Here is a 22460-nt window from a genome sequence, read left to right as displayed (position 1 = left end):
TTCAGAGCCACCCCTTGTGCTTGAAAAACAGGTAGGGTGAGATGGCTGAAATGATCATCAGCCCCAACGCCATCGGATAGCCGAAAATCCACTCCAGCTCTGGCATCATCTCAAAGTTCATGCCGTAAACAGTGCCTACCAGTGTGGGGGGCAGAAACACCACCGCCGCAATGGAAAAGATCTTGATGATTTGGTTCTGGCGGATGTTGATAAAACCCTGGGCGGCATTCATCAGGAAGTTTATTTTCTCGAACACGAAGGTGGCATGTGCCATTAGCGTGTCCAGGTCTCGCAGAATCTCGCGGAAGGTCTTGACCTCACGTTTCTGGTCGCGGATGTGTCGCAGCAGAAACGAGGTCGAGCGTTGCGTGTCCATCAGACAAAGACGAATCTGGCCGTTGCTGTCCTCCAGCTTGGCCAGTCGGTCCAGCTGCTCACCCAGATCGGCTTCGCGATTTTCCAGTACCTCATTACTGATCTGCTCCAGGTTGCGGTGCAGGTCCTCCAACTGGTCCGCCAGGTTGTCCACCTTCTGCTCAAACAGTGCGGTCAGGATCTGCAGTGGGGACGTGGCTTCAACCCATCCGCGCCGTGCTCGCAGGCGGGTCAGACGAAAGTCAGGCAGCTCAACGTCACGGGTGCTGATCAACCGCTCCGGTTGCAGGGTGAATGCCACCGTTGCCGTTTTGAAGCGCCCCTCGCTCTGGTACAGAAAAAGGGAATGGACATGCAGATCATTGCCCTCGACAAAGTAGCGTGCGCTGGACTCTATCTCTTCGACTTCATCCGCATCCGGCAAACTTTCCGGAAACAATTGCTCCACATTGGCGCGCTCGACTTCATCCGCATCTTGCAGGTCAATCCAGCTGGCAGTGGTCAATCCATCACTGGCCAGCTGTTCCTGCTCACGCAGCTTGCCGTGTTCTAGCGTGAATGTGCGGATCATCTGTGTCTCCCTGTCAGGCCTGTGTGGCGATTACACCGAAGATCAGCCATGTGGTATAGCCAGCAAAGACCGCTACCAGCAAGCCACCTTCAATGCGATTGATTCGGCCCTTGCCTCTGAAACCATAGCCCAGAATAAACAACGACAGTGTCAGGCCCGCCATTACGACCCAGTCTCGGGTAAGGACTTCAGGGCTGAATGACATCGGGTGAATGGCGCCGGCGATACCGACAACCGCCAAGGTGTTGAACATGTTCGAGCCGATCACATTGCCCAAAGCCAGGTCATGTTCGTTCTTGCGTACAGCGATAATAGAGGACGCCAGCTCCGGCAGGGAGGTGCCGATTGCCACTACAGTCAAACCAATAATCAGATCACTGACGCCAAGCGCACTGGCAATGTCTACAGCGCCCCACACCAGGACTCTTGAACTCACGATCAGCAATACCAGCCCCAGCAGCAGCCAGAAGATGGCTTTGCCCAGTGTCATGGCTGGCTCGCTTTCCAGTTCATGTTCCATATCGTTGCCGAGGGTGTCGCCTCGCTGGTGTATGCCTTGCATGACTGACCAGCCCATCATGGCAAAGAACACAATCAGCAGTACCACTGCTTCAGCGCGCGTAATCTGTCCATCGAGCAACTGGTAACCCGCGAGAAAAGTGAACACGGTCAGCAGCGGCAGCTCTTTGCGCAAAATCTGGGAATGAACCGCAATAGGGCTGAGCAGGGCGGTCAGGCCCAGAATAAGTGCGATATTGGCAATATTGGAGCCATAGCCGTTCCCCAGTGCCAGGTTAGGGTTGCCCTGGACCGAAGCAAAAGCCGAAACGACCATTTCGGGAGCAGAGGTACCAAAACCTATGATTACCATGCCGATGAGTAAAGGTGGCATCCCGGCAAAACGCGCGGTTGCTGCCGCTCCGTCAATAAAACGGTCAGCACTCCACACCAGTAGAGCCAGACCTCCAACCACGGCCAAAATTGGCATTAACATCTGTAACAGAACTCCCTGAATAGTCGAACGGTTTGTGCAATAGCGGCATGATACCCCGCCAAATGGCCCACGTCTTGGTCTGGATACAGGCACCGACAAAAAAAGTAGGGCCAGATGTTGTGCTTTGAAATCAGTCTGCTAGAATGCGCACCTCAATTGATGAGGCGGTCGCCATGACAGCCAAAAACAGCATCAATTGCACAATGCGGTCAGGTGTCCGAGTGGCTGAAGGAGCACGCCTGGAAAGTGTGTATACGGCAACGTATCGAGGGTTCGAATCCCTCCCTGACCGCCATTTCCCGTGTTTAAACTCAAGCAGATCAGCATCGTTGAATCAATACTGGGTCTCTTGTTGATTGGCAGTGCCTGTTGGACGGTTCTGAAGAGCCTCGGTGGATTCACCGAGACTTATAATGCTAGCTCCCTCTTCGATCACACACTGTGGGCCGGATGTTAAAACAGAGGGGATGACCGACCGCGCTTGGAGGTCGGTCCCCAAAATTACATCTGTGACTGCAGGTAGTTCTGCAGGCCAACACGGTTGATTAGCCCCAGCTGCTTTTCTAGCCAGTAGGCATGATCTTCCTCGGTATCGGCCAGTTGCTGACGCAGCATTTCTCGGGTCTGGTAATCCTGTTCCTGTTCACACAGTGCAATGACCTGTTTAAGGTTATGCACGACCTGATATTCGGTGTTCAGGTCATTCTGCAGCATTTCCGGGACGGTTTTGCCGACATGAATGGGCTCGCGTGTTACCAGGTCCGGTGTGCCACCCAGGAACAGAATGCGCTCAATCATCAATTTGGCGTGACCCTTTTCATCATCAAACTCGTGCGCGATGCGCTCATAGAGCTTGTTGAACCCCCAGTCGGCATACATTTCCGAATGGATAAAATACTGATCCATGGCGGCCAGTTCGCCGGCCAGTAGCTTGTTCAGTGCGTCAATGACATTTTGCTTGCCTTGCATAATCAATCCTCCTCAATGGCCGATTGCAGGTAGTTCTGAATACCTACTTCGCGGATCAGATGCTGCTGGGTTTCAATCCAGTCCAGGTGTTCCTCTTCTTCTTCCAGAATGTCGACCAGCATCTTGCGGCTGACATAATCACCACCGGCTTCGCACTGGGCGATCACATCACGCAGCAGCGCAATCTGGTCAGTCTCAAGGCTCAGGTCCCCCTGCAGCATCTCTTCGGTATCTTCACCGATGCGTAAGCGCTCCAGGTGCTGCAGGTTGGGTAGCCCTTCCAGAAACAGAATGCGCTCAATCAACCGGTCGGCCTGCTTCATGTCAAGAATCGATTTCTTGTAGGCCTTGTGGTTCAGTCGTTCCAGCCCCCAGTTCCTGAAAATGCGAGCATGCAGGAAATACTGGTTGATGGATGTAAGCTCAAGCGTCAGTACCCTGTTCAGTTGCTGCACCAGCGTATCGTCATGCTTCATCATTGTCCCCCTGAGATCGGATGCCTTTGCTGGCCCCGATGATTTGAATGCGGTTGCACGTTTAAGCTGGTCACCAGTTTAGCAAAGATGTGAATAGGTCTGCCTCTGGTTAAGGCAGTTTGACCCTGTCGCTGTTAGCTGCTATGGTTTGCTTTGTATATACATATGATTGTCAGTCGATAGTCGCTGCAAACGGCGTTTTTGGAGGCTTTTAATGAGCGGTAAAAAGAAAAGCAGACCCAAAAACAGCCAGCTGGTTATACGGATCAATAATGAAGATCGCGATCAGTTTGTCGCGCTTTGTGATGAACTGGATACCAGTGCAGCACGTGAAATTCGACGTTTTATTCGCAGCTTCGTAGCCGAACATGCTTCGCTACAGAAATAGTCTGCTCATTAGATGGAGAGAACGACCATGGCGAACAAAGTAAAGACCAAAGCCGTCAAGAAAGAGATCAAGGCACGCAAGGCCAAAATTGCCAAGCACGAAGGCAAGCTGAAAGGTCTGAAAAAACTGCTCAAGAAAGCCAAGTAATCTCTGGCTTACCAGTAAAAAGCCGGGCTCCGTGAGGGGCTCGGTTTTTTTGTATGTATGAAGGGGCAGGAATATCCCTGTGTTGCTTATGGCTCTATTTGCATTACAAGTTGAGTTTCCCGGTGGTAACTCCTCTCCTTACGTTAGAGGCTCTTGAGCTTTTCTATAAAGCGAACCAGCTCTTGGACAGAGTCAGCCTTCATTTTCTTCATAAGGTTGTGGCGGTGGACTTTGACGGTCGCTTCGGAGATTCCAAGTTCGTGTGCGGTCTGTTTGTTGAGGCTGCCCTGAAGCACGAATTTTAGAACTTGCTGCTCGCGTTTGCTCAGGCCTTCGTAACGGGTTTTCAGTTCGCTGATCAGGACTGTATTGGCTTTCTGGCGAGGGGCTAGCTGCAGGGCGATACGGATGGCGCTGAGCAGATCCTCTTCTCGGAACGGTTTGGTAAGGAAGTCTACGGCGCCGGCTTTTATCGCTTTGACTGCCATCGGTATGTCGCCGTGGCCGCTGATGAAGATAATGGGGATCTGCTCGCCAAGTTCGGCCAGTCTGTGCTGCACATCCAATCCGCTCATCTCTGGCATGCGGACATCTAGAATCAGGCAGCCATGACTTATCTGATCCATGCTGTTCAAAAATTCGGTAGCGGATGAGAAGCAGGCGACCTCCAGGCCGATGGAGCGTACCAGGCTGCTCATTGCTTCCAGTACAGCGTTGTCATCGTCAACGACATAGATAATTGATGATTGATCGTTCATCTGCAGTGGTCCTAACTGGCGGGAAGGGTAACGACGAAGCTGGCGCCGCCAACCGATGTGTGCTCCACCCGGATTTTACCGTTGTGTGCCTCCGTAATGGTAAAGCAGATTGCCAGGCCCATGCCGAGCCCCTCTTTTTTTGTTGTGTAGAACGCATTGAATAGCTGCCCCATCTGACTCGGCGGAATACCCGGGCCTGTGTCGGTGACTCGGATCACCAGTGCATCATGGGTGCGATCTGTCGAGAACGACAGAGTCAGGGCGCGTGTTTTACAGTCGCTCTGACACATCGCTTCGATGGCGTTCATGGCGAGGTTGATGAGCAGTTGTTGTATCTGCACCGCATCCCCCAGAATCCTGGGAAGAGGATCCTCCGCAACTATCTTCAGGCTTATACCGTTGTTTTGCGTGGGCGCCTTTAGTATCAGAGCGGTGTCGTTTATCAGTGCTCTGAAGTTGACCGATTGCTGTACCGGCTCTTGACGCCTTAAGAAGGAACGGACCATGCGGATAATCTCGGCAGCGCGATCGGAATCGCGGACGATGCGGGCCAATACCTCTCTGGTTTCCTTTATATTGGGAGGCTGATTGCCTATCCAGCGTGTGCCCGCGTTGGCGTTGGTCATGATCGCCGAGAGAGGCTGATTCAACTCGTGTGCGATATAAGCCGCCAGTTCGCCCATCGTAGCGGAGCGGGATACATGGACGAGCTCCTGTTGCAACTGATTCAGTGTTTCCTGCGCTTGTTTGCGTTCGGTGATATCGTCGATGATCTGAAGCACAACCTGGGGCTCATCTGCGCGAGGGGGCATCAATGAGACGCTGGCGTTACCCCAGACCGTGGAGCCATCCTTACACAGGTAGGGGCGCTCGACATTGTAATCCGAGACGCCGCTTTCGAGCAGTCGGGAGAGGCGCTGTTTCATCTGTGGACGCGCCTCCGGCGGGGTCAGCTGCTCGATAGAACGTTGCTTCAGCTCCTTTTCCGTATAGCCTGTAATGCGCTGAAATGCGGGATTGGCGTTGAGAATACGGCTGTCGGGGTCGGTCAGTGCAATCCCAGCGGCGGAGTTTTCATAAACCGCTTTCCAGCGCGCTTCCGACGCATGTAGCGCATCGTGACTTTCCTGCAGACGGTGGCGGCTTTTGATCAGGCGGTGGGTGAGCAGGGTGATATCGTTGCTCTGGTCGGATAGCTCCTGCCTCAAGGCGTCTCCGGCTACCTTCATCGATATCAGGTTGCTGACCCGTGCTCGTAGTTCCTGAGCGGAGAAGGGTTTTAACAGATAGTCCTGCACCGATTCAGAGAGCAGTTTTACCCGCAGTCGTTCGTCTGATTTGGCGGATAACACCATGATCGGGATGTGTGCAAACCCCTCTTGGTTACGAATTTCATGGACCAGCGTATCGCCGCTCATTACCGGCATCATCAGGTCGGTGATCAGCAGGTCAGGCGGCGCGGTGCGCATCAGCTCCAACGCTTGTGCGCCGTCCGGAGCAAGGTACACCTGATAATCGGTGTTGAGGCAATCCCTGATAAAACAGCGCATATCCGCGTTGTCTTCCACGATCAGGACCTGGGGTCGATCGTACTCCATCTGAACAGGTGTGGAGGTGCTTTCTGCGGAGGGTGTTGGTGTCATGTATTCATCGGGGTTGACCGTTTGCAGCGGTTCGCTACGTGCCAGGGTGTCGCTGGCTACGTAAGCACCCTCCGGCGCTTTCAGTGGTAGCTCCACCTGGAACAGTGCTCCTCCCCCCGGTGCATCGCTGACGGAGATCGTGCCGTGGTGCAGCTCAACGAACTCTTTCACGATGGAGAGTCCCAAACCGGTACCTTGCTGGGCCTGAGGGCTTTCCGGTTGCAGTTGATGGAAGCGTTCGAATATCTCGCTTCGGAGCTGATAGGGGATGCCCGGCCCGCTATCGGAGACGGTGATCAGTGCATGGCCTGGACGGCTCAGGCTGACGGTACAGCGGATAAGGCCACCGTATGGCGTGAACTTGAATGCGTTGGAAAGCAGGTTAAGAATAATGCGTTCGTACTTCTCGGCATCCACCTCGGCGATCATCTGCAGTGGGAACTGAGAGTTTAAGCTGATCGACTGTTGCTGAGCGACGCCTTCAAAGTGTGAGCAAATCGCACGGGTTAGCAGGGTAAGGTCGGTGCGGCGATAGGTGAGCCTCATCTGCTGGGCATCCATCTTCGCCAGATCTAGCAAAGCGTTGACCTGCTTTAACAAGGTGGTGGCGTTGCGTTGTATCACCTCAAACTGGTTCCAGTGAGGCGAGCCGCGCTCTTTTTCCGCCTCCATTATCGCTTCCAGCGGCCCTAGGATTAATGAGAGTGGCGTGCGTAGCTCATGACTAACCTTGGCAAAAAAATCGCTTTTGGCATTATCCAATTTTCTAATTCTTTCAACCAGTTGTTCAAGTTCGCGATTTTTTAACGCCAGCTGTGCTTCGGCTTTTTTCTTATCCGTTATATTGCGCCCTTCGGCAAGAAGGAAAACGATATTGTTTTGTTCATCTCGGATAGGGAGTAATGAGAAATCGACGGCAATAATCTCTTGTCCACCCGCTTTTCCTAACACTTCAATATCACAACGGACAAACTCTCCCGCGGAAGCAGCTTCTACCAGCCGTTTCTGGGCAGCGACCGACTCTTGCGAAATTTGCCACCAGCGAGCTTGCCAGAACGGCTTGCCCTGAATCTCCTCCAGTGTGATGCCGGCACCGTTCAGGGCCGCCCGGTTTACCTCAAGCACGTTACCCTGCGCATCGAGCAGGCCAACGAACTCGTAGAGGCCGTCGAAGATGATACGGGCAAGTTTCTCTCGCTGAAGCTGCCCGGATCCGTTTGTTTCGAGGTAGGTGCTGTGAACGGTAAGTGCGGAGCCAGGTTGAAACTGCTTTTTATCCACCGAACTCATATTCAAGACTCTGACAATTGATTTTTGTTGTTATGGGTAATGAGTATAGCCTTTTTTTGATGCTCTTTTGTTAGCCCAGATGAATTAATTTTTAGCCAAAGTTAACCCATCGTTTAGTTTTGATAAACCTTGGTTTAGATAATTACATTTTTAAAATAAACCCATAATCCAAAAAATAATTTCTTTTTATCCCCGGGCTGCAAGAATTCTAATCACTATCAAACGGCGTTTTGCCTGAGAAAGTATATAAAAATAAAAATGGGTGAACAGATGATAAAAATAAAAAGTGCCAGTGCACTGTTATTGGGTTCATGTGCTTTTAGCGTACATGCAACGCAGGTGTTCGACCTTGAAGGATTTGGTGCAACCTCTCGTGCGATGGGTGGAACCAGCTCCTCTTACTATACCGGAAACGCGGCGTTGATCAGCAACCCCGCTACCTTAGGGCTGGCGCCGGATGGTAGTCAGCTCGAAGTTGGACTGGATATTGTCACCACCGATATCAAAGCGCGAAACAGCAGCGGAGAGGTAGCCAATAGCAGCACAGAATCCAATAACCGTGGACCCTACTTCGCACCGCAATTGAGTTATGTCACCGAACTGGACAGATGGCACCTGGGTGTAGGGCTGTTCGCTAACGGTGGCCTGGGCACCGAGTTCGGTAACGACAGTTTCCTGTCACGGACCGAAAACGGGACCCAAACCAGCTTCGAAAACTCCAGCCGTCTGCTGGTGCTGCGTGCACCCGTCGGCTTCAGCTATGAGGTGACACCGGACCTGACCGTCGGCGGCAGCCTCGATCTGGTCTGGACTGCACTTAATCTCGAACTTCTTCTTCCTGCCTCCCAAGTTGGTGCACTCGCTGCCGGAGGTAATCTCTCAGGTGGCCTGGTGGCCCCGCTGGCCGGATTCGTCGGTCCTGGAGGTGCCGCTCACTTCAGCTTAACCCGTAACACTCCGACTGGCGGCGGTGTAGACGCGATCGGTTTGGGTGGGCGTTTGGGCCTGACCTATAAGCTGGGCGACAGCACCGTACTGGGCGCGATGTACAACTTCGAGACCTCGGTGGGGGACCTGGAGGGGAGGGCAACGCTTACAGGTGTCGCTAGTGACGGTTCTGTGTTGCCGCTACGTGGTGATATCCGCATTAAAGACTTCGAGATGCCCGCCAGTCTGACTTTGGGGATTGCGCATCAGATCAACGACCGTTGGCTGGTGACCGGCGATATCAAGCGCACCTACTGGAGTGATGTGATGGAGAACATCAATGTGGGTTTCAGCTCCCCGGCTGGTGGAATCGATATCGTACTCCCGCATCAGTATCAGGATATTACGGTGGCCTCTATCGGCACCGCTTACCGCTACAACGACAAGCTGACACTTCGCGCAGGCTACAGCTATGCGCAGCAGGCACAGGACAACAACCTGATACTGCCTGTGATCCCAGCTTATCTGAAAGAACATATCTCTCTTGGTGGTGAGTACCGCTTCGACAGCGGGTCGAGGCTGGGTATGGCGCTTTCGTTCGGCTTGAAAGAGAGCCTGGATACGCCGTCTTACCTTGCAGGCACCGAGACGTTGAACCAAAGCCACAGCCAGATCAACGCCGTGGTCTCCTATAGCAAGAACTTTTAAACCCAACCCGCACGGAGAATAACAAGATGGCGATGCATCCCCGTAAAGACTGGTATGAACTGACCAGGGCGACTAACTGGACCCCCAGTTTTGTCACCGAAGAGCAGTTGTTCCCTGAGCAGATGTCCGGCCATATGGGCATCCCGCTGGAAAAATGGGAAAGCTACGATGAGCCTTATAAAACCTCTTACCCGGAATATGTCAGTATTCAGCGTGAAAAAGATGCCGGTGCTTATTCCGTAAAGGCCGCACTTGAGCGTGCACAGATCTATGAAAATTCCGATCCGGGTTGGATCAGCATCCTGAAAGCGCATTACGGTGCCATAGCCGTTGGCGAGTATGCAGCTGTAACGGGTGAAGGGCGCATGGCGAGATTCTCAAAGGCTCCTGGTAACCGCAACATGGCCGCGTTCGGCATGATGGACGAGCTGCGTCACGGCCAGATCCAACTGTTTTTCCCGCATGAGTACTGCAAGAAGGACCGTCAGTTTGACTGGGCCTGGCGCGCTTACCAGAGTAATGAATGGGCCGCGATCGCTGCCAAGCACTTCTTCGACGACATCATCACCGGACGCGATGCGATCAGCGTCGCGATCATGCTGACTTTCTCGTTCGAAACCGGTTTCACCAACATGCAGTTCCTCGGTCTGGCGGCCGATGCGGCCGATGCCGGTGACTACACCTTTGCCAACCTGATCTCCAGCATACAGACCGATGAGTCCCGCCACGCGCAGCAGGGTGGTCCGGCTCTGCAGGTGCTGATCGAGAACGGCAAGAAGGAGGAAGCGCAGAAGAAGGTCGACATGGCGATCTGGCGTGCCTGGCGTCTGTTCGCGGTGCTGACCGGTCCGATCATGGATTACTACACGCCGCTGGAGCACCGCCACCAGTCGTTCAAGGAGTTCATGTACGAGTGGATCATTGGTCAGTTCGAACGTGCACTGCTTGATCTTGGTCTGGATAAGCCCTGGTACTGGGATCTGTTCCTCAAGGATATCGATGAGCTGCCCCACAGCTATCACATGGGTGTCTGGTACTGGCGTACAACCGCCTGGTGGAACCCGGCGGCAGGGGTGACACCGGAGGAGCGTGACTGGCTGGAGGAGAAGTATCCGGGCTGGAACAAGCGCTGGGGCCGTTGCTGGGATGTGATCACCGACAACGTGATTAACGATCGCATGGAACTGGTTTCCCCGGAAACCCTGCCTACCGTGTGCAACATGAGCCAGATTCCGTTGGTCGGTATTCCCGGCGATGACTGGGACGTAAAGGTGTTCAGCCTTGAGCACAACGGTCGCCTGTACCACTTCGGTTCGGAAGTGGATCGCTGGATCTTCCAGCAAGATCCGGAGCAGTACCAGAACCACCTGAGCATTGTCGACCGCTTCCTGGCCGGGCAGATCCAGCCGATGACTCTGGAGGGTGCGCTGCAGTACATGGGGTTCCAGTGTGTTGAGGAGATGGGTAAAGACGCCCATGACTTCGCCTGGGCCGAGAAGTGTAAACCCGAAATGAAAAAGTCGGCTTGAACCGGTTTAAGGAGTAGATGATGTCAGCATTTCCAATTCATGCCGCGTTTGAACGTGACTTCTTGGTGCAACTGATCGTCGTGGATCTGAATGATTCCATGGACCAGGTGGCGGAGAAGGTCGCTTACCACTGTGTTAACCGCCGCGTTGCGCCTCGTGCCGGGGTGATGCGTGTTCGCAAACATCAATCAAGCGAACTGTTCCCGCGGGAGATGACGGTCGCCGAGAGCGGCCTGAAACCGACCGAAGTGATCGACGTGGTATTTGAGGACTAGCCGTAATGAGCTTTGAAAAAGTCTGTTCCCTTGACGACATCTGGGCAGGCGAGATGGAGACCTTCGAGACCTCGGACGGTACCGAAATCCTGATCGTCAACAGCGAGGAGCATGGGGTGAAAGCCTACCAGGCGATGTGTCCCCATCAAGAGATTCTGTTGTCTGAGGGGAGTTACGAGGGTGGTGTGATCACCTGTCGTGCCCACCTGTGGACCTTTAATGATGAAAGCGGACAGGGCATCAACCCGGAAGATTGCTGCCTTGCTGAGTACCCAGTAGAGGTGAAGGGCGATGATATTTACGTCAATACAGAAGGCGTTTCGCCGAATATGGCACACACCTGAAGCAGCGCCAGTTGTTGCACCAATCATTAGCGAAACAGCTGAGCAAAAGAGGGATTACATGATGAGTACGATGGGTGATCAGGCCTTAAACAACAATAACGTTGGACCGATTATCCGCGCTGGTGAACTTGTGGAGCCAGTGATCGAAACGGCGGAGATCGATAATCCGGGCAAGGAGATCCGGGTGGAAGACAAGCGGGCATATGTGCGTATCGAGACCGATGGAGAACTGATCCTGACCCGCAAAACGCTGGAGGAGCAGTTAGGCCGTCCGTTCAACATGCAGGAGTTGGAGATCAATCTGGCTTCCTTCGCTGGACAGATTCGGGCTGACCAAGACCAGATACGTTTTTACTTTGATAAATCTCTTTGAGGAGGTACCCATGAGCTTTGAATCCAAAAAACCTATGCGCACATGGAGCCACCTGGCAGAGATGAGAAAAAAGCCAAGTGAATACGACATCGTGTCGCGCAAACTGCACTACAGCACCAATAATCCGGATGCGCCTTGGGAGCTGAGTCCGGACAGTCCAATGAACCTCTGGTACAAGCAGTACCGCAACGCATCACCGCTTAAACATGATGATTGGGATGCGTTCACCGATCCCGACCAGTTGGTCTACCGCACCTACAACATGATGCAGGATGGCCAGGAGGCGTATGTGCAGGGCCTGTTCGACCAGTTCAACGAACGTGAACACGACAGGATGATCCAGGATGGCTGGCAGCATACGCTGGCTCGCTGTTTCGCTCCGCTGCGCTACTTATTCCACTGCCTGCAGATGTCATCAGCCTATGTTCAGCAGATGGCCCCGGCTAGCACGATCTCCAATTGCTGTATTCTGCAAACTGCGGATTCTCTACGTTGGCTGACCCATACTGCGTATCGCACGCATGAACTCGGCCTTACCTATGGCGATGTCGGTTTTGGCGAGCGTGAGCGGGAGCTGTGGGAGAATGAGCCGGGCTGGCAGGGATTGCGTGAGCTGATGGAGAAGCAACTGATCGCGTTTGACTGGGCCGAGGCTTTTCTCAGCCTCAATCTGGTGATCAAGCCGATGCTTGTTGAAAGTGTGTTCAAGCCACTGCAGCAGCAAGCATGGGAGAACAACGATACCTTACTGCCGCTGCTAATTGATAGCCAGTTGAAAGATGCTGAGCGCCATAACCGCTGGGCGAAGGCGCTGGTCAAGCACGCGTTGGAAAACCCGGACAATCAGGCAGTTATTGATGGTTGGATCGAGAAGTGGCAACCGCTGGCAGATAGGGCTGCCGAGGCATATCTAAAAATGCTCTCCGAGGACTTGGTCCCGGAGCAATATATCGAACGCAGTGCCTCGTTGAGGAGTTCGATGCTGGCGGTCTGATGATGTTCCCCTTCTAAACTATCAGCATGCTTCCCCTTCGGCGTCGTCGAAGGGGCTTTTTCAGAGACCTTGTCTATGTTCGAAATTCAATCAGATGATCAGATGATCAAATTCCAGTCAGCAAGTGACGACACGATACTCAGTGCTGCTTTGCGAGCTGAACTGGCATTTCCTTACGAGTGCAACTCCGGTGGGTGCGGTGCCTGCAAGATTGAACTACTCGAGGGTGAGGTGAATAACCTTTGGCCTGATGCGCCGGGGTTGTCTGACCGCGAGCGCCGAAAAGGGCGGCTGTTGGCGTGCCAATGCAGTGCTAAATCCGACCTCAAGATTAAGGTGGTCAATCGTGCTGAGGGGCGTGCACTTTATCCGCCTAGCCGTTTCTCGGCCCACGTGGTGAGTAAACGTTTTCTTTCTGAGGAGATGTTTAAGCTGCAGCTGGAGGCTGAGCGGGAGGTGATATTTTCTCCCGGCCAATACTTTATGCTTGAGTTGCCGGAGCTAGGTGCCCGTGCTTACTCAGCAGCTAATACGGTTGATGGTAACAAGCTGACCCTAATTATCAAGGCGGTGCCGGGTGGGAAGGTATCCCGCGCACTGGCAAAGGGCTCGATTGAAACGCTACAGCTGGACGGGCCCTACGGGGTATCAGTACTGAGCACGACAGATGAGCAACGGTCGGTGTTTATCGCAGGGGGATCTGGTATCGCGCCGATGGTATCGATGGTAAATACACTGATTACCCAAGGCTACGAGAAGCCAATAACAGTTTTTTACGGTTCACGGCTAGAGGCAGAACTGAACGCCGCTCAAACGCTGTTTAGCTCTGCCGAAAACTTCAAGCTGGTGAATGTACTGTCTAACCAAACTGATGACTCTGGGTGGAGTGGGGCAACCGGCTTTGTCCATGAGGTCATTCCCACGTATCTGGAGAGTTTTCAGGGAGCTGAGTTTTATCTGTGCGGTCCGCCGCCCATGATTAGCGCCGTACAAAAGCTGCTGATGCTAGAAAATAGGGTGCCTTTTGAAGCTATCCATTTTGATCGTTTTTTTTAAGGAAATAGGGGACGTTTTTAAGGTCCTCACACTCACCCTGTAATGCTTGCCTTCAGGTCGGTTGTGTAGTTTTTATGCTGCTTCAAGTGTCGAATATCACTCGGCTGCAGAGTAACCATGTTTCAGGATCTACGTGAGCGCTCTAGCTCAGTGGCCACGAGACTGCTCTGGATTCGAAAGTGGTGGACAGGTCAGATCGTCATCAAAGATGACGAGCATTGGGTCTGGGAGGCGCGGTAGTGCCATGGCATGGAAATAGTGAAACAATACCCCGATATTTCTGAGCTGTTGAAGGATCATTCAAATGCTGCGTGTACTGGGTAATATTCTCTGGTTCGTGTTGGGTGGTGTGCTGATGGGGTTGGCCTGGTGGCTGGCCGGCTTGCTGGCGTTAATCACCATTGTGGGTATCCCTTGGGCGCGTTCATGCTTCGTAATCGGCAGTTTTGCCTTTTTCCCGTTCGGCAAGGAACCGGTCAACCGTCGCGACTTGACGGGTCGTGACGATATTGGCACTGGGGTTTTGGGGCTGATTGGCAACATCATCTGGTTCATTTTCGCCGGTATATGGCTGGCAATTGGTCATTTAATGTCGGCACTGGCCTGCTTTATCACCATCATTGGCATTCCTTTCGGCATTCAGCACCTCAAACTGGCGATGATTGCGCTTGCTCCGGTGGGTCAGACAGTGGTCCGCAGTGATACTCGTTTCAACACCCCGCTTGAGTAACCAGCCAGTATTCAATACGTTGCGAATATATATTTGTTGTCTCTAATATTTTACGATTGGGTCAACTGAATCGACACGACCATCGGGTATATTGCCATGCGACTGACACTTCCTCTGATTCTGCTTTCTCTGCTGCTGGTCGGGTGCAGCGGTGACAAATCCGCTTCGCCAGAGACAACACCGGCTCCCTGGGTCAGAACAGTGGCAGTGCAGAGTCATGACAGTGCGTGGGTGAAATTGTCGGGTACGGTCAAGGGACGTCACGAAATCCCTGTCTCGTTCCAGGTCCCCGGTCGCATTCTGGAACGCCATGTCGATGCAGGGCAGCGGGTGGCGGCTGGTCAGTTGCTGTTTCAGCTGGATACCCGTGATCTGCTTGCCAATGTGCGCGTAGCCGAAGCGGAGCTGGCAACGGCAGAGGCCGCTCTTGCAATTGCCAATAGCGAACTCAAGCGCCAGCAACAACTGGTTGAACGGGATTTTGTAAGCCGACAGACACTGGAGCGTTTTGAGCTGGCGTTGCGTGAAGCGGCCAGCCATCGTGATGCCGCACTGGCGGTGCTGGCACAGGCGCGCAACGGGCTGGGTTACGCCAAACTTTCAGCTGACAGGGCGGGCGTGCTGACTGAGGTCAGTGCAGAGCCGGGGCAGGTGGTGGCCGTGGGACAGCCATTGGCGGTGTTGGTTGAAGAGGGGCCGCTGGAGGTTGAGGTATATCTTGCCGAGGGTGTGCGCCCCCCTGAAGGCGGCAAGCTGCAACTGGAAGACAGGATGCTGCCGCTGAGCTTGCGTGAGGTTGCCGGTGCGGCGGACCCGCAAAGTCGCAGCTGGCGTGCGCGCTATCGCATTGAGCAGCCTTCTGACGCCCTGAGCCTGGGTATGGTGGTGCAGGTACTGCTGGACCGGGATCAGCAGGGTGTCACGCTGAGCGTACCGCTGGGGGCGCTGGATGAGCGCAGCGACGGCCCGCAGGTGTGGCAGGTGTTGGAGGGCAAGGCACAGCCTGTTCCGGTTGAGGTACTGTCGCTGGAAAGCGAGCAGGCCAGAATTCGTGCCTCACTGGCCGAGGGCAGCCGCATTATTGCGTTGGGCACCCATCTGTTGACGCCGGGAATGGATGTGAGGGAGCAGGCGCGATGAGCTTTCCTAACCTCTCGGCGCTTGCGGTGCGTGAACGCTCCGCCACGCTGTTTTTCATCATTCTGTCCGTGTGTGCCGGTGTGTATGCATTCCTGTCACTGGGGCGGGCCGAAGACCCTGCCTTCACCGTTCGCGTGATGGTGGTGTCGGTGGTTTGGCCCGGGGCAACCCCGCAAGAGCTGCAGAATCAGGTCGTTGATCGACTGGAGAAGCGCATCCAGGAAGTGGAATATCTGAACAAGGTTGAAACCACTGTACGCCCGGGGCGTGCGGACCTGCAGGTGGAGTTTGAAGATTTCTCGCCCAGCGAGGTGGTACCCGATCTGTTTTATGAAGTGCGCAAGCGGATGCAGGATGAGGCCGCCAGCCTGCCCGCCGGTGTGATTGGCCCCATTGTGAATGATGATTTTTCGGATGTGTACTTCTCCCTGATCGCCCTGACGGCCCCGGGCATGCCGATGCGCGAACTGACGCGCGAAGCCGAGTCGATCCGTGACCGGCTGCAGCGCCTGCCGGGTCTGCAAAAGGCATTGGTGCTGGGTGAGCGCCCGGAGCGTGTGTATATCGAATTTGACATGAATCGGCTCAACAATCTCGGCCTGACGCCAGAGCAGATTTTTGCTGCCATCGAAGCCAGCAACAGGATGGTGGCCTCCGGGTTTGTGGATCTTGATGGTCCGCGTGCCTATCTGCGCATTGAGGCGGATCTGGCCGATCCGAAACAGTTGGCGGCGGTGCCGCTGAGAGTAGGAGGGCAGCTCATCAAGCTGTCTGACCTGGCTGAAGTGCGACGGGGGTATGAAGATCCACCGAGCTATCTGGTACGTGCCAATGGTGAGGACGCCATCCTGCTGGGTGTCGTGATGCAGTCCGGTCAGAACGGGCTCGAATTTGGTGAGCGCCTTGAAGCCTTCATCGCTGAGGAGCAGTCGCGCCTGCCTCTGGGCATGTCGTTGCAGACGCTGACCAACCAGACCGAGGCGATAAGCCAGGCAGTCAATCTGTTTCAGGTTAAGTTTCTGGTCGCGGTTCTGGTGGTGATGGCGGTGAGCATTCTGGCGATCGGTTTTCGTGCCGGCCTTGTGGTCGGGATCGCGATTCCGGTCACCATCGGCTTGACATTCCTGCTGATGAAAATGGCCGGCATCAATCTTGACCGCATCACACTGGGGGCGTTGATCATCGCACTGGGGCTGCTGGTGGATGATGCGATCATCGCGATCGAAATGATGATCGTGAAGATGGAGGAAGGCTGGGACCGCGTGCAGGCAGCCAGCCATGCCTGGAATGTCACGGCGGCCCCGATGCTGTTTGGCACCCTGGTCACGGTGGTGGGGTTTGTGCCGATCGGGTTTGCCCAGTCCGGCGTGGGCGAGTATGCGGGCAATATTTTCTGGGTGCTGGCATTTGCGCTGTTGATCTCCTGGCTGGTTGCGGTGACCTTTACCCCCTATCTGGGTATCAAACTGCTGCCGAACTATGATCGGCACACGCCCGGTGATCTGTATCAAACGGCACTGTACCGTCGTCTGCGTGCCTTGATTGGGGCCTGTGTGCGCTTTCGCAAGTCGGTGGTGGCCGCAACGATAGGCGTGCTGGTACTGAGTGTGATCGGCATGGCTACACAGGTACAGAAGCAGTTCTTCCCCAGTTCGGACCGCCCGGAAGTACTGGTATCGGTCTACCTGCCACAGGGCAGTGCCATCGGCACAACGGATGCGACCGTGCGTAAGCTGGAAGCGATTCTGTCACAGATGGAAGAGGTCAAAAGCCTCTCGGCCTATGTGGGTGCCGGTGCTCCCCGGTTCTTTATTTCGGCCAATCCCGAACAGCCTGATCCTGCCTTCGCCAAAATCATTGCCATTGGAGAGGATGCCGCGGCCCGTGATCGCATTATGGCTGAGCTGGATCGGCATATTGCCGCAGGCGAGTTTTCCGAGGCGAGGGTGCGCGTGACACGGCTGCTGTTTGGACCGCCCGTGGTCTGGCCTGTCAGCTTCCGCGTTATGGGGCCCGATGCCGATGAGCTGCGACGTATTGCGCATCAGATACGTGAACGGATGGAGGCACATCCCAATACCGTGATCCCGCATCTGGAGTGGGATGAGCGGGCACCGAGTTACCATCTGAATATGGACGCTGAACGCCTGCGCCTGATGGGGCTGACGCCGAACGAGGTGGCGAGGCAGCTTCAGTTGCAGCTGAACGGACTTGCTGTCACCGAGCTGCGGCAGGATATCCGCAGTGTGCAGGTGGTGGCGCGCAGTGCGCGTGACGGTGTTCTGCTGCCGGAGACGCTCGAAATCAAAACCGCAGAAGGCCGCAAGTTGTCGCTGCATCAGTTGGGTGAGCTTGAAATCCGTTATGAAGATCCGGTGATCAAACGCTACAACCGTGAGCCTTTCCTGGCGGTGCAGGCGGATGTGCATGGGGCACAGGCACCGGATGTGACCCAGGCCATCTGGCAGCAGATGGCACAACTGCGGGCCGATCTGCCACCGGGCTATCACATCGAGATCGGAGGTTCTGTTGAGCAGTCCGGCAAGGCGGATGCTTCCATTCAGAAGCTGCAGCCGGTGATGCTGGCGCTGATGCTGATCTTCATCATGCTGCAGATGCGCTCATTCTCGGGCACTTTCATGGTGGTGGCTACGGCCCCGCTTGGGCTGGTGGGTGCCGTGGCAGCATTGATCCTGTTCCAGCAGCCGTTTGGCTTTACGGCGCTGCTGGGTCTGATCGGCCTTGGGGGGATTCTGATGCGCAACACCATGATTCTGACCCAGCAGGTGCAGGACAATTTCGACACCGGCATGGCGGTGCGTGACGCCGTCATTGAAGCAGCGGTGCAGCGGGCACGCCCCGTGATTCTGACAGCAATGGCCGCGATGCTGGCCTTCATCCCGCTGACGCTGGATCTGTTCTGGGGGCCTCTGGCCTATGTACTGATCGGTGGCGTGGCGGTGGGTACGCTGATTACTTTGCTGTTTGTACCCGCGTTGTACGCGCTCTGGTTCAAGGTCAGCAAGACCTGAGACTGCTGCACCATTCAGGCCCATGCTGTGCACTTCTGGTGCACTTGGCGGCCTGATCCTGTTAAGCCACCGCTCACAGCGCCCCGTTTCAGGGGCGTTTCATATTCTGGCACGGCTTGTGCTTTATCCCTTGTGTCCGTACTCCTGACATTACGCGACAGACAATTTGACCAATAGAGCGCTAGGGTTCCGGCTGCACAGTTGCAGTGACTGGTCCGAGAGCACTCGACCTTTCAGTGAAGGGTTACACGGCGGGACAAAAGCCCGGGAGACTGAAGGCGTAATGCCGGGGGTACTCCGTGAGCAACCGACCGAACCGAACTGAGAGGTGCGCTATGAAGCGACTATCCATTCTCCTGCTCTGCCTGACGCTGTCCACGACAGCCTCCGCCCGTGACAGTTTCAAAGTGTGCTGGTCGATCTATGTGGGCTGGATGCCCTGGGCCTATGGTGCCGAACAGGGCATCGTTAAAAAGTGGGCCGACAAATACGACATTGATATCGAAGTGGTCCAGATCAACGACTATATCGAGTCGATCAACCAGTACAGCGCAGGCGAGTTTGATGCCTGCACCATGACCAACATGGATGCCCTGACCATTCCGGCGGCCGGCGGTATCGACAGCACTGCCCTGGTGGTGGGGGACTTCTCCAACGGCAACGATGGCATCGTGCTCAAGGGCAAGGAGTCTCTGGCCGAGATCAAGGGCCAGAGCGTTAACCTGGTCGAACTCAGTGTCTCCCACTATCTGCTGGCGCGAGGGCTGGAAAGTGTGGGACTGAGCGAGCGCGATATTCAGGTCGTCAATACCTCTGATGCCGATATGGTGGCCGTGTACGGCACGCCGGATGTAACGGCGGTCGCCACCTGGAACCCGCTGCTGGGTGAAATCATGTCAATGCCGGACTCGCACAAGGTGTTCGACTCTTCTCTGATTCCGGGTGAAATCATCGATCTTCTGGTGGTGAATACCGAAACCCTTGAGCAGAATCCTGCTCTGGGCAAGGCGCTGACCGGTGCCTGGTATGAAATCATGGCCACCATGAGCGGTGATGATGAGGCAGCCGAGGCAGCCAAAACCTACATGGCTCAGGCTTCAGGGACAGATCTGTCAGGATATGAAGCCCAGTTGGCCAGCACCGAGATGTTCTATACCCCATCCGCCGCACTGAGCCTCACCAACAGCCCCACGCTGGTAACTACCATGCAACATGTGGCCGAATTCTCATTCGAGCACGGCCTGCTGGGTGAAGGCGCTCCGGACGCGACCTTTATCGGCATTGAAACCCCGGCCGGGGTTTACGGCGACAGCAACAACATCAAATTGCGCTTCAACCCGGCATACATGCAGATGGCGCTGGACGGCTCCCTCTGACTTCAAGCCCGGCAACGGGAGCCGTGGGCTCCCGTAAGGACTGACCATGAAACGACTGATCAACCAGACGCCCGCACCGGCAACACGCATGCTGTTTGGCCTGCTGCCATTTATTCTGCTGGTGATCGTCTACATCCTCGCATCGGATGCGCGCCTGGCTGAAAACCCGGGTGACAAGCTGCTGCCGAGTTTTGGCCAGATCGGTGATGCCATTCAGCGCATGGCGTTTGAGCCAAGCAAACGCAGTGGCGAATACCTGCTCTGGGTCGATACGGCCAGCAGCCTTTCGCGTCTGGCCCTGGGTGTACTGATTGCAGCAACCCTTGGCCTGACTCTGGGGCTGTTGACCGGTGCCTTGCCGCTGGTGTCCGCCGCTGCCAGCCCCTTGCTGACCGTTGTATCACTGATTCCGCCACTGGCGATCCTGCCGGTGCTGTTCATTGTGTTCGGGCTGGGTGAGCTGTCCAAGGTGGCGCTGATCGCCATCGGGATTACCCCCTTTATCGCCCGGGATATTCAACGCAGGACGCTGGAAATTCCGCCTGAGCAGCTGGTCAAGGCACAAACCCTGGGGGCCAATACCAGTCAGATCATTTGCCGTGTACTGCTGCCCCAGCTGATGCCTCGCCTGATCGATGCAGTGCGCCTGTCACTGGGTGCCGGTTGGCTGTTCCTGATTGCAGCCGAAGCGATTGCCGCGACCGATGGCCTGGGCTATCGCATTTTTCTGGTACGCCGCTATATGGCGATGGATGTGATCCTGCCCTATGTGGCCTGGATTACGCTGCTGGCCTTCCTGATTGATTTGACCCTTGCATGGCTCAGTCGTCGCCTGTTCCCGTGGCAAGGCAAGGGAGCAATGTGATGATTGAAGCACGCAACCTGTGGAAGCGATATGGCAACAAGGTGGTACTGGAGCGGATCAACCTGAGTGTCGAAGAGGGTGAGTTTGTCACCCTGGTCGGAGCTTCGGGCTGTGGCAAAAGTACCTTTCTGAAAATGCTGCTTGGCACTGAGGCGCTTACCAGCGGCGAGCTGACGCTGGATGGCAAACCGATACCGGCTGAACCCGGCCCCGACCGTGGCATCGTGTTTCAGCAGTATTCGGTGTTCCCGCACATGACCGTGCTGGAGAACGTGATGGCCACCCGTGGCTTTGAACGTCGCAGCCTGACGGGCCTGCTGTTCGGTGCCGCCCGGCGACAGGCGCGTGACGAGGCACTGGCAATGCTGAAGGAGGTGGGTTTGGAGCATGCCCAATCGCTCTATCCGGCAGAACTGTCCGGTGGCATGCGCCAGCGTCTGGCCATCGCTCAGGCCCTGCTGGGCAAGCCGCGTATTCTGCTGCTGGACGAGCCGTTTGGTGCACTGGATCCGGGCATTCGGGCCGACATGCATGAGCTGGTACTGCGCCTTTGGCGCGAGTACAGGTTGACCGTGTTCATGGTGACCCATGATCTGAAAGAGGGGTTTTATCTGGGCACGCGTCTGTGGGTGTTCGACAAGACCCGGCATGACCCGCAGGCACCGGATGCCTACGGCGCCACCATCACCTATGACCTGCCGGTCGGGCAGATGGATAAAGGCACATTGAACGAGATCGACCGCGATCTGACCCTCACTGCAAAGGAAACGGAAAAGTATTTATGAAAGCCATTGAATACACCACCGAGATCCCGGCGGGTGGCCACTGGTCACTGCGCCTGCGCAAGGGCACGCTGATGCGCCTGACCGATGTCGAAGGCGGTGCCAATGTCGGCATGCTGTTCTACAACCCGGAGAACCTGCTGGAACGCTACAACGCCCCCGATACACTCAAGTGCCAGCACACGTTCAAGCTGACGCACGGCAACTGCCTGTACTCCGATATGGGGCGTATTTTTGCCTCCATTGTCGATGACAGCCTGGGCTGGCATGAAACGGTGTGCGGCAACAGTCATGCCGAACAGATCAGTGCCCGCTGGGGCCGGCGAGATTACCAGCATGATCGCAATGACTGGCACCAGAACGGCTATGACGCCTTTCTGGTCGAGCTGGCCAAATATGGGCTGGGACGGGCTGACATTGCCTCCAATATCAACTGGTTCAGCAAGGTGGCCACTGACACACACGGGCAGATGATGCTTGCCGAGGGGCACAGTACCCCGGGCAGTCACGTCACGCTGCGCTTTGAGATGGACACACTGGTGCTGCTGCACACCTGCCCGCACCCACTGAATACCGCCGCCGAATATCCGAAAAAACCGATTCGGATTCAGCTGGGAGAGGCCGATCCGGTCTGGGACGACGATTACTGTCTCAACTTCCGCCCGGAGAATCGCCGCGGTTTCCAGAACAACGCCCTGTACCACCTTGGCAAATGAGG

The 22460-nt window shown here is 55.3% G+C and carries 21 protein-coding genes, 1 tRNA gene and 1 riboswitch; of the genes, 16 read left to right on the top strand and 6 right to left on the bottom strand.

Features of this window, described 5'->3' with window-relative positions:
• Window position 1: 1 nt before the first annotated feature.
• Both corA and ABIE60_RS08650 read right to left on the bottom strand, forming a co-directional pair.
• Window positions 2-946 carry a magnesium/cobalt transporter CorA gene (gene corA, locus ABIE60_RS08655; RefSeq protein WP_354469033.1) on the bottom strand — a complete coding sequence of 315 codons (945 nt, stop codon included), beginning with the start codon at window positions 944-946 and terminating at the stop codon, window positions 2-4.
• Between the two features lie 13 nt (window positions 947-959).
• Window positions 960-1940, bottom strand: coding sequence for a calcium/sodium antiporter (locus ABIE60_RS08650; RefSeq protein ID WP_354469032.1), 981 nt, complete (start codon window positions 1938-1940; stop codon window positions 960-962).
• A gap of 207 nt (window positions 1941-2147) precedes the next feature.
• Here ABIE60_RS08650 and ABIE60_RS08645 point away from each other — a divergent pair.
• Window positions 2148-2235 (top strand) — tRNA-Ser (locus tag ABIE60_RS08645).
• A 206-nt stretch (window positions 2236-2441) separates the two neighbouring features.
• Here ABIE60_RS08645 and bfr (ABIE60_RS08640) read toward each other — a convergent pair.
• Both bfr (ABIE60_RS08640) and bfr (ABIE60_RS08635) read right to left on the bottom strand, forming a co-directional pair.
• Window positions 2442-2909: a bacterioferritin gene (gene bfr, locus ABIE60_RS08640; protein WP_091826643.1), complete on the bottom strand. Its 468-nt coding sequence runs from the start codon at window positions 2907-2909 to the stop codon at window positions 2442-2444.
• A gap of 2 nt (window positions 2910-2911) precedes the next feature.
• Complete coding sequence (gene bfr, locus ABIE60_RS08635; RefSeq protein WP_206834902.1) at window positions 2912-3385, bottom strand: bacterioferritin; 474 nt, start codon at window positions 3383-3385, stop codon at window positions 2912-2914.
• Between the two features lie 214 nt (window positions 3386-3599).
• Between bfr (ABIE60_RS08635) and ABIE60_RS08630 the strand changes: the two genes are divergently transcribed.
• Window positions 3600-3773 (top strand): hypothetical protein, encoded by a 174-nt coding sequence (locus ABIE60_RS08630; protein WP_175527641.1) that lies wholly within the window; start codon window positions 3600-3602, stop codon window positions 3771-3773.
• Window positions 3774-4063: 290 nt separating this feature from the next.
• Here ABIE60_RS08630 and ABIE60_RS08625 read toward each other — a convergent pair whose 3' ends face one another.
• Complete coding sequence (locus ABIE60_RS08625; protein WP_354409919.1) at window positions 4064-4678, bottom strand: response regulator transcription factor; 615 nt, start codon at window positions 4676-4678, stop codon at window positions 4064-4066.
• An 11-nt stretch (window positions 4679-4689) separates the two neighbouring features.
• Window positions 4690-7611, bottom strand: coding sequence for an ATP-binding protein (locus tag ABIE60_RS08620; RefSeq protein ID WP_354469031.1), 2922 nt, complete (start codon window positions 7609-7611; stop codon window positions 4690-4692).
• A 258-nt stretch (window positions 7612-7869) separates the two neighbouring features.
• On the opposite strand from ABIE60_RS08620, the gene ABIE60_RS08615 reads away from it, so the two are divergent.
• The 14 genes from ABIE60_RS08615 to ABIE60_RS08550 all read left to right on the top strand — a co-directional run bounded on the left by ABIE60_RS08615 (window position 7870) and on the right by ABIE60_RS08550 (window position 22458).
• A complete protein-coding gene (locus ABIE60_RS08615) occupies window positions 7870-9246 on the top strand; it encodes an OmpP1/FadL family transporter (RefSeq protein ID WP_354469030.1) in 1377 nt (458 codons plus the stop codon).
• 26 nt (window positions 9247-9272) lie between these two features.
• Complete coding sequence (gene tmoA, locus ABIE60_RS08610) at window positions 9273-10775, top strand: toluene-4-monooxygenase system hydroxylase subunit alpha TmoA (protein WP_354409926.1); 1503 nt, start codon at window positions 9273-9275, stop codon at window positions 10773-10775.
• Between the two features lie 20 nt (window positions 10776-10795).
• Window positions 10796-11050 (top strand): toluene-4-monooxygenase system hydroxylase subunit gamma TmoB, encoded by a 255-nt coding sequence (tmoB, locus tag ABIE60_RS08605; RefSeq protein WP_354409927.1) that lies wholly within the window; start codon window positions 10796-10798, stop codon window positions 11048-11050.
• 5 nt (window positions 11051-11055) lie between these two features.
• Window positions 11056-11394, top strand: coding sequence for a toluene-4-monooxygenase system ferredoxin TmoC (gene tmoC, locus ABIE60_RS08600; protein WP_354409929.1), 339 nt, complete (start codon window positions 11056-11058; stop codon window positions 11392-11394).
• A 61-nt stretch (window positions 11395-11455) separates the two neighbouring features.
• Entirely contained in the window at window positions 11456-11767 is a 312-nt protein-coding gene (gene tmoD / locus ABIE60_RS08595; RefSeq protein ID WP_354410008.1) for a toluene-4-monooxygenase system effector TmoD, read from the top strand.
• Between the two features lie 10 nt (window positions 11768-11777).
• Window positions 11778-12761: a toluene-4-monooxygenase system hydroxylase subunit beta TmoE gene (gene tmoE / locus ABIE60_RS08590; protein WP_354409931.1), complete on the top strand. Its 984-nt coding sequence runs from the start codon at window positions 11778-11780 to the stop codon at window positions 12759-12761.
• A 75-nt stretch (window positions 12762-12836) separates the two neighbouring features.
• Window positions 12837-13817, top strand: a complete 981-nt coding sequence (locus ABIE60_RS08585) for a 2Fe-2S iron-sulfur cluster-binding protein (protein WP_354409933.1) — start codon at window positions 12837-12839, stop codon at window positions 13815-13817.
• A 304-nt stretch (window positions 13818-14121) separates the two neighbouring features.
• Window positions 14122-14547, top strand: coding sequence for a YccF domain-containing protein (locus ABIE60_RS08580; RefSeq protein WP_242529982.1), 426 nt, complete (start codon window positions 14122-14124; stop codon window positions 14545-14547).
• Window positions 14548-14643: 96 nt separating this feature from the next.
• A complete protein-coding gene (locus tag ABIE60_RS08575; protein WP_354469028.1) occupies window positions 14644-15687 on the top strand; it encodes an efflux RND transporter periplasmic adaptor subunit in 1044 nt (347 codons plus the stop codon).
• Window positions 15684-18719: an efflux RND transporter permease subunit gene (locus ABIE60_RS08570; protein ID WP_354469027.1), complete on the top strand. Its 3036-nt coding sequence runs from the start codon at window positions 15684-15686 to the stop codon at window positions 18717-18719. Before ABIE60_RS08575 ends, ABIE60_RS08570 begins: the two co-directional genes overlap by 4 nt.
• Before the next feature lie 170 nt (window positions 18720-18889).
• Window positions 18890-18992: riboswitch (guanidine-I (ykkC/yxkD leader) on the top strand.
• A 62-nt stretch (window positions 18993-19054) separates the two neighbouring features.
• Window positions 19055-20095: a putative urea ABC transporter substrate-binding protein gene (locus ABIE60_RS08565; protein ID WP_354469026.1), complete on the top strand. Its 1041-nt coding sequence runs from the start codon at window positions 19055-19057 to the stop codon at window positions 20093-20095.
• A gap of 46 nt (window positions 20096-20141) precedes the next feature.
• Window positions 20142-20960 carry an ABC transporter permease gene (locus ABIE60_RS08560; protein WP_354469025.1) on the top strand — a complete coding sequence of 273 codons (819 nt, stop codon included), beginning with the start codon at window positions 20142-20144 and terminating at the stop codon, window positions 20958-20960.
• Complete coding sequence (locus ABIE60_RS08555; protein WP_354469024.1) at window positions 20960-21745, top strand: ABC transporter ATP-binding protein; 786 nt, start codon at window positions 20960-20962, stop codon at window positions 21743-21745. The genes ABIE60_RS08560 and ABIE60_RS08555 overlap by 1 nt, the downstream gene beginning before the upstream one ends.
• Entirely contained in the window at window positions 21742-22458 is a 717-nt protein-coding gene (locus ABIE60_RS08550; protein WP_354469023.1) for an urea amidolyase associated protein UAAP1, read from the top strand. The genes ABIE60_RS08555 and ABIE60_RS08550 overlap by 4 nt, the downstream gene beginning before the upstream one ends.
• Window positions 22459-22460 lie beyond the last annotated feature (2 nt).

It is taken from the genome of Marinobacterium sp. MBR-109 (assembly GCF_040547565.1).
In the GTDB taxonomy this organism is placed as follows: domain Bacteria; phylum Pseudomonadota; class Gammaproteobacteria; order Pseudomonadales; family Balneatricaceae; genus Marinobacterium.
This window is presented reverse-complemented; position numbering and strand designations above follow the sequence as displayed.

Bases quoted from the DNA above. Each gene is read 5' to 3' on its own strand.
- corA (WP_354469033.1), bottom strand. From the start codon at position 946: ATGATCCGCACATTCACGCTAGAACACGGCAAGCTGCGTGAGCAGGAA.
- ABIE60_RS08650 (WP_354469032.1), bottom strand. From the start codon at position 1,940: ATGTTAATGCCAATTTTGGCCGTGGTTGGAGGTCTGGCTCTACTGGTG.
- bfr (WP_091826643.1), bottom strand. From the start codon at position 2,909: ATGCAAGGCAAGCAAAATGTCATTGACGCACTGAACAAGCTACTGGCC.
- bfr (WP_206834902.1), bottom strand. From the start codon at position 3,385: ATGAAGCATGACGATACGCTGGTGCAGCAACTGAACAGGGTACTGACG.
- ABIE60_RS08630 (WP_175527641.1), top strand. From the start codon at position 3,600: ATGAGCGGTAAAAAGAAAAGCAGACCCAAAAACAGCCAGCTGGTTATA.
- ABIE60_RS08625 (WP_354409919.1), bottom strand. From the start codon at position 4,678: ATGAACGATCAATCATCAATTATCTATGTCGTTGACGATGACAACGCT.
- ABIE60_RS08620 (WP_354469031.1), bottom strand. From the start codon at position 7,611: ATGAGTTCGGTGGATAAAAAGCAGTTTCAACCTGGCTCCGCACTTACC.
- ABIE60_RS08615 (WP_354469030.1), top strand. From the start codon at position 7,870: ATGGGTGAACAGATGATAAAAATAAAAAGTGCCAGTGCACTGTTATTG.
- tmoA (WP_354409926.1), top strand. From the start codon at position 9,273: ATGGCGATGCATCCCCGTAAAGACTGGTATGAACTGACCAGGGCGACT.
- tmoB (WP_354409927.1), top strand. From the start codon at position 10,796: ATGTCAGCATTTCCAATTCATGCCGCGTTTGAACGTGACTTCTTGGTG.
- tmoC (WP_354409929.1), top strand. From the start codon at position 11,056: ATGAGCTTTGAAAAAGTCTGTTCCCTTGACGACATCTGGGCAGGCGAG.
- tmoD (WP_354410008.1), top strand. From the start codon at position 11,456: ATGAGTACGATGGGTGATCAGGCCTTAAACAACAATAACGTTGGACCG.
- tmoE (WP_354409931.1), top strand. From the start codon at position 11,778: ATGAGCTTTGAATCCAAAAAACCTATGCGCACATGGAGCCACCTGGCA.
- ABIE60_RS08585 (WP_354409933.1), top strand. From the start codon at position 12,837: ATGTTCGAAATTCAATCAGATGATCAGATGATCAAATTCCAGTCAGCA.
- ABIE60_RS08580 (WP_242529982.1), top strand. From the start codon at position 14,122: ATGCTGCGTGTACTGGGTAATATTCTCTGGTTCGTGTTGGGTGGTGTG.
- ABIE60_RS08575 (WP_354469028.1), top strand. From the start codon at position 14,644: ATGCGACTGACACTTCCTCTGATTCTGCTTTCTCTGCTGCTGGTCGGG.
- ABIE60_RS08570 (WP_354469027.1), top strand. From the start codon at position 15,684: ATGAGCTTTCCTAACCTCTCGGCGCTTGCGGTGCGTGAACGCTCCGCC.
- ABIE60_RS08565 (WP_354469026.1), top strand. From the start codon at position 19,055: ATGAAGCGACTATCCATTCTCCTGCTCTGCCTGACGCTGTCCACGACA.
- ABIE60_RS08560 (WP_354469025.1), top strand. From the start codon at position 20,142: ATGAAACGACTGATCAACCAGACGCCCGCACCGGCAACACGCATGCTG.
- ABIE60_RS08555 (WP_354469024.1), top strand. From the start codon at position 20,960: ATGATTGAAGCACGCAACCTGTGGAAGCGATATGGCAACAAGGTGGTA.
- ABIE60_RS08550 (WP_354469023.1), top strand. From the start codon at position 21,742: ATGAAAGCCATTGAATACACCACCGAGATCCCGGCGGGTGGCCACTGG.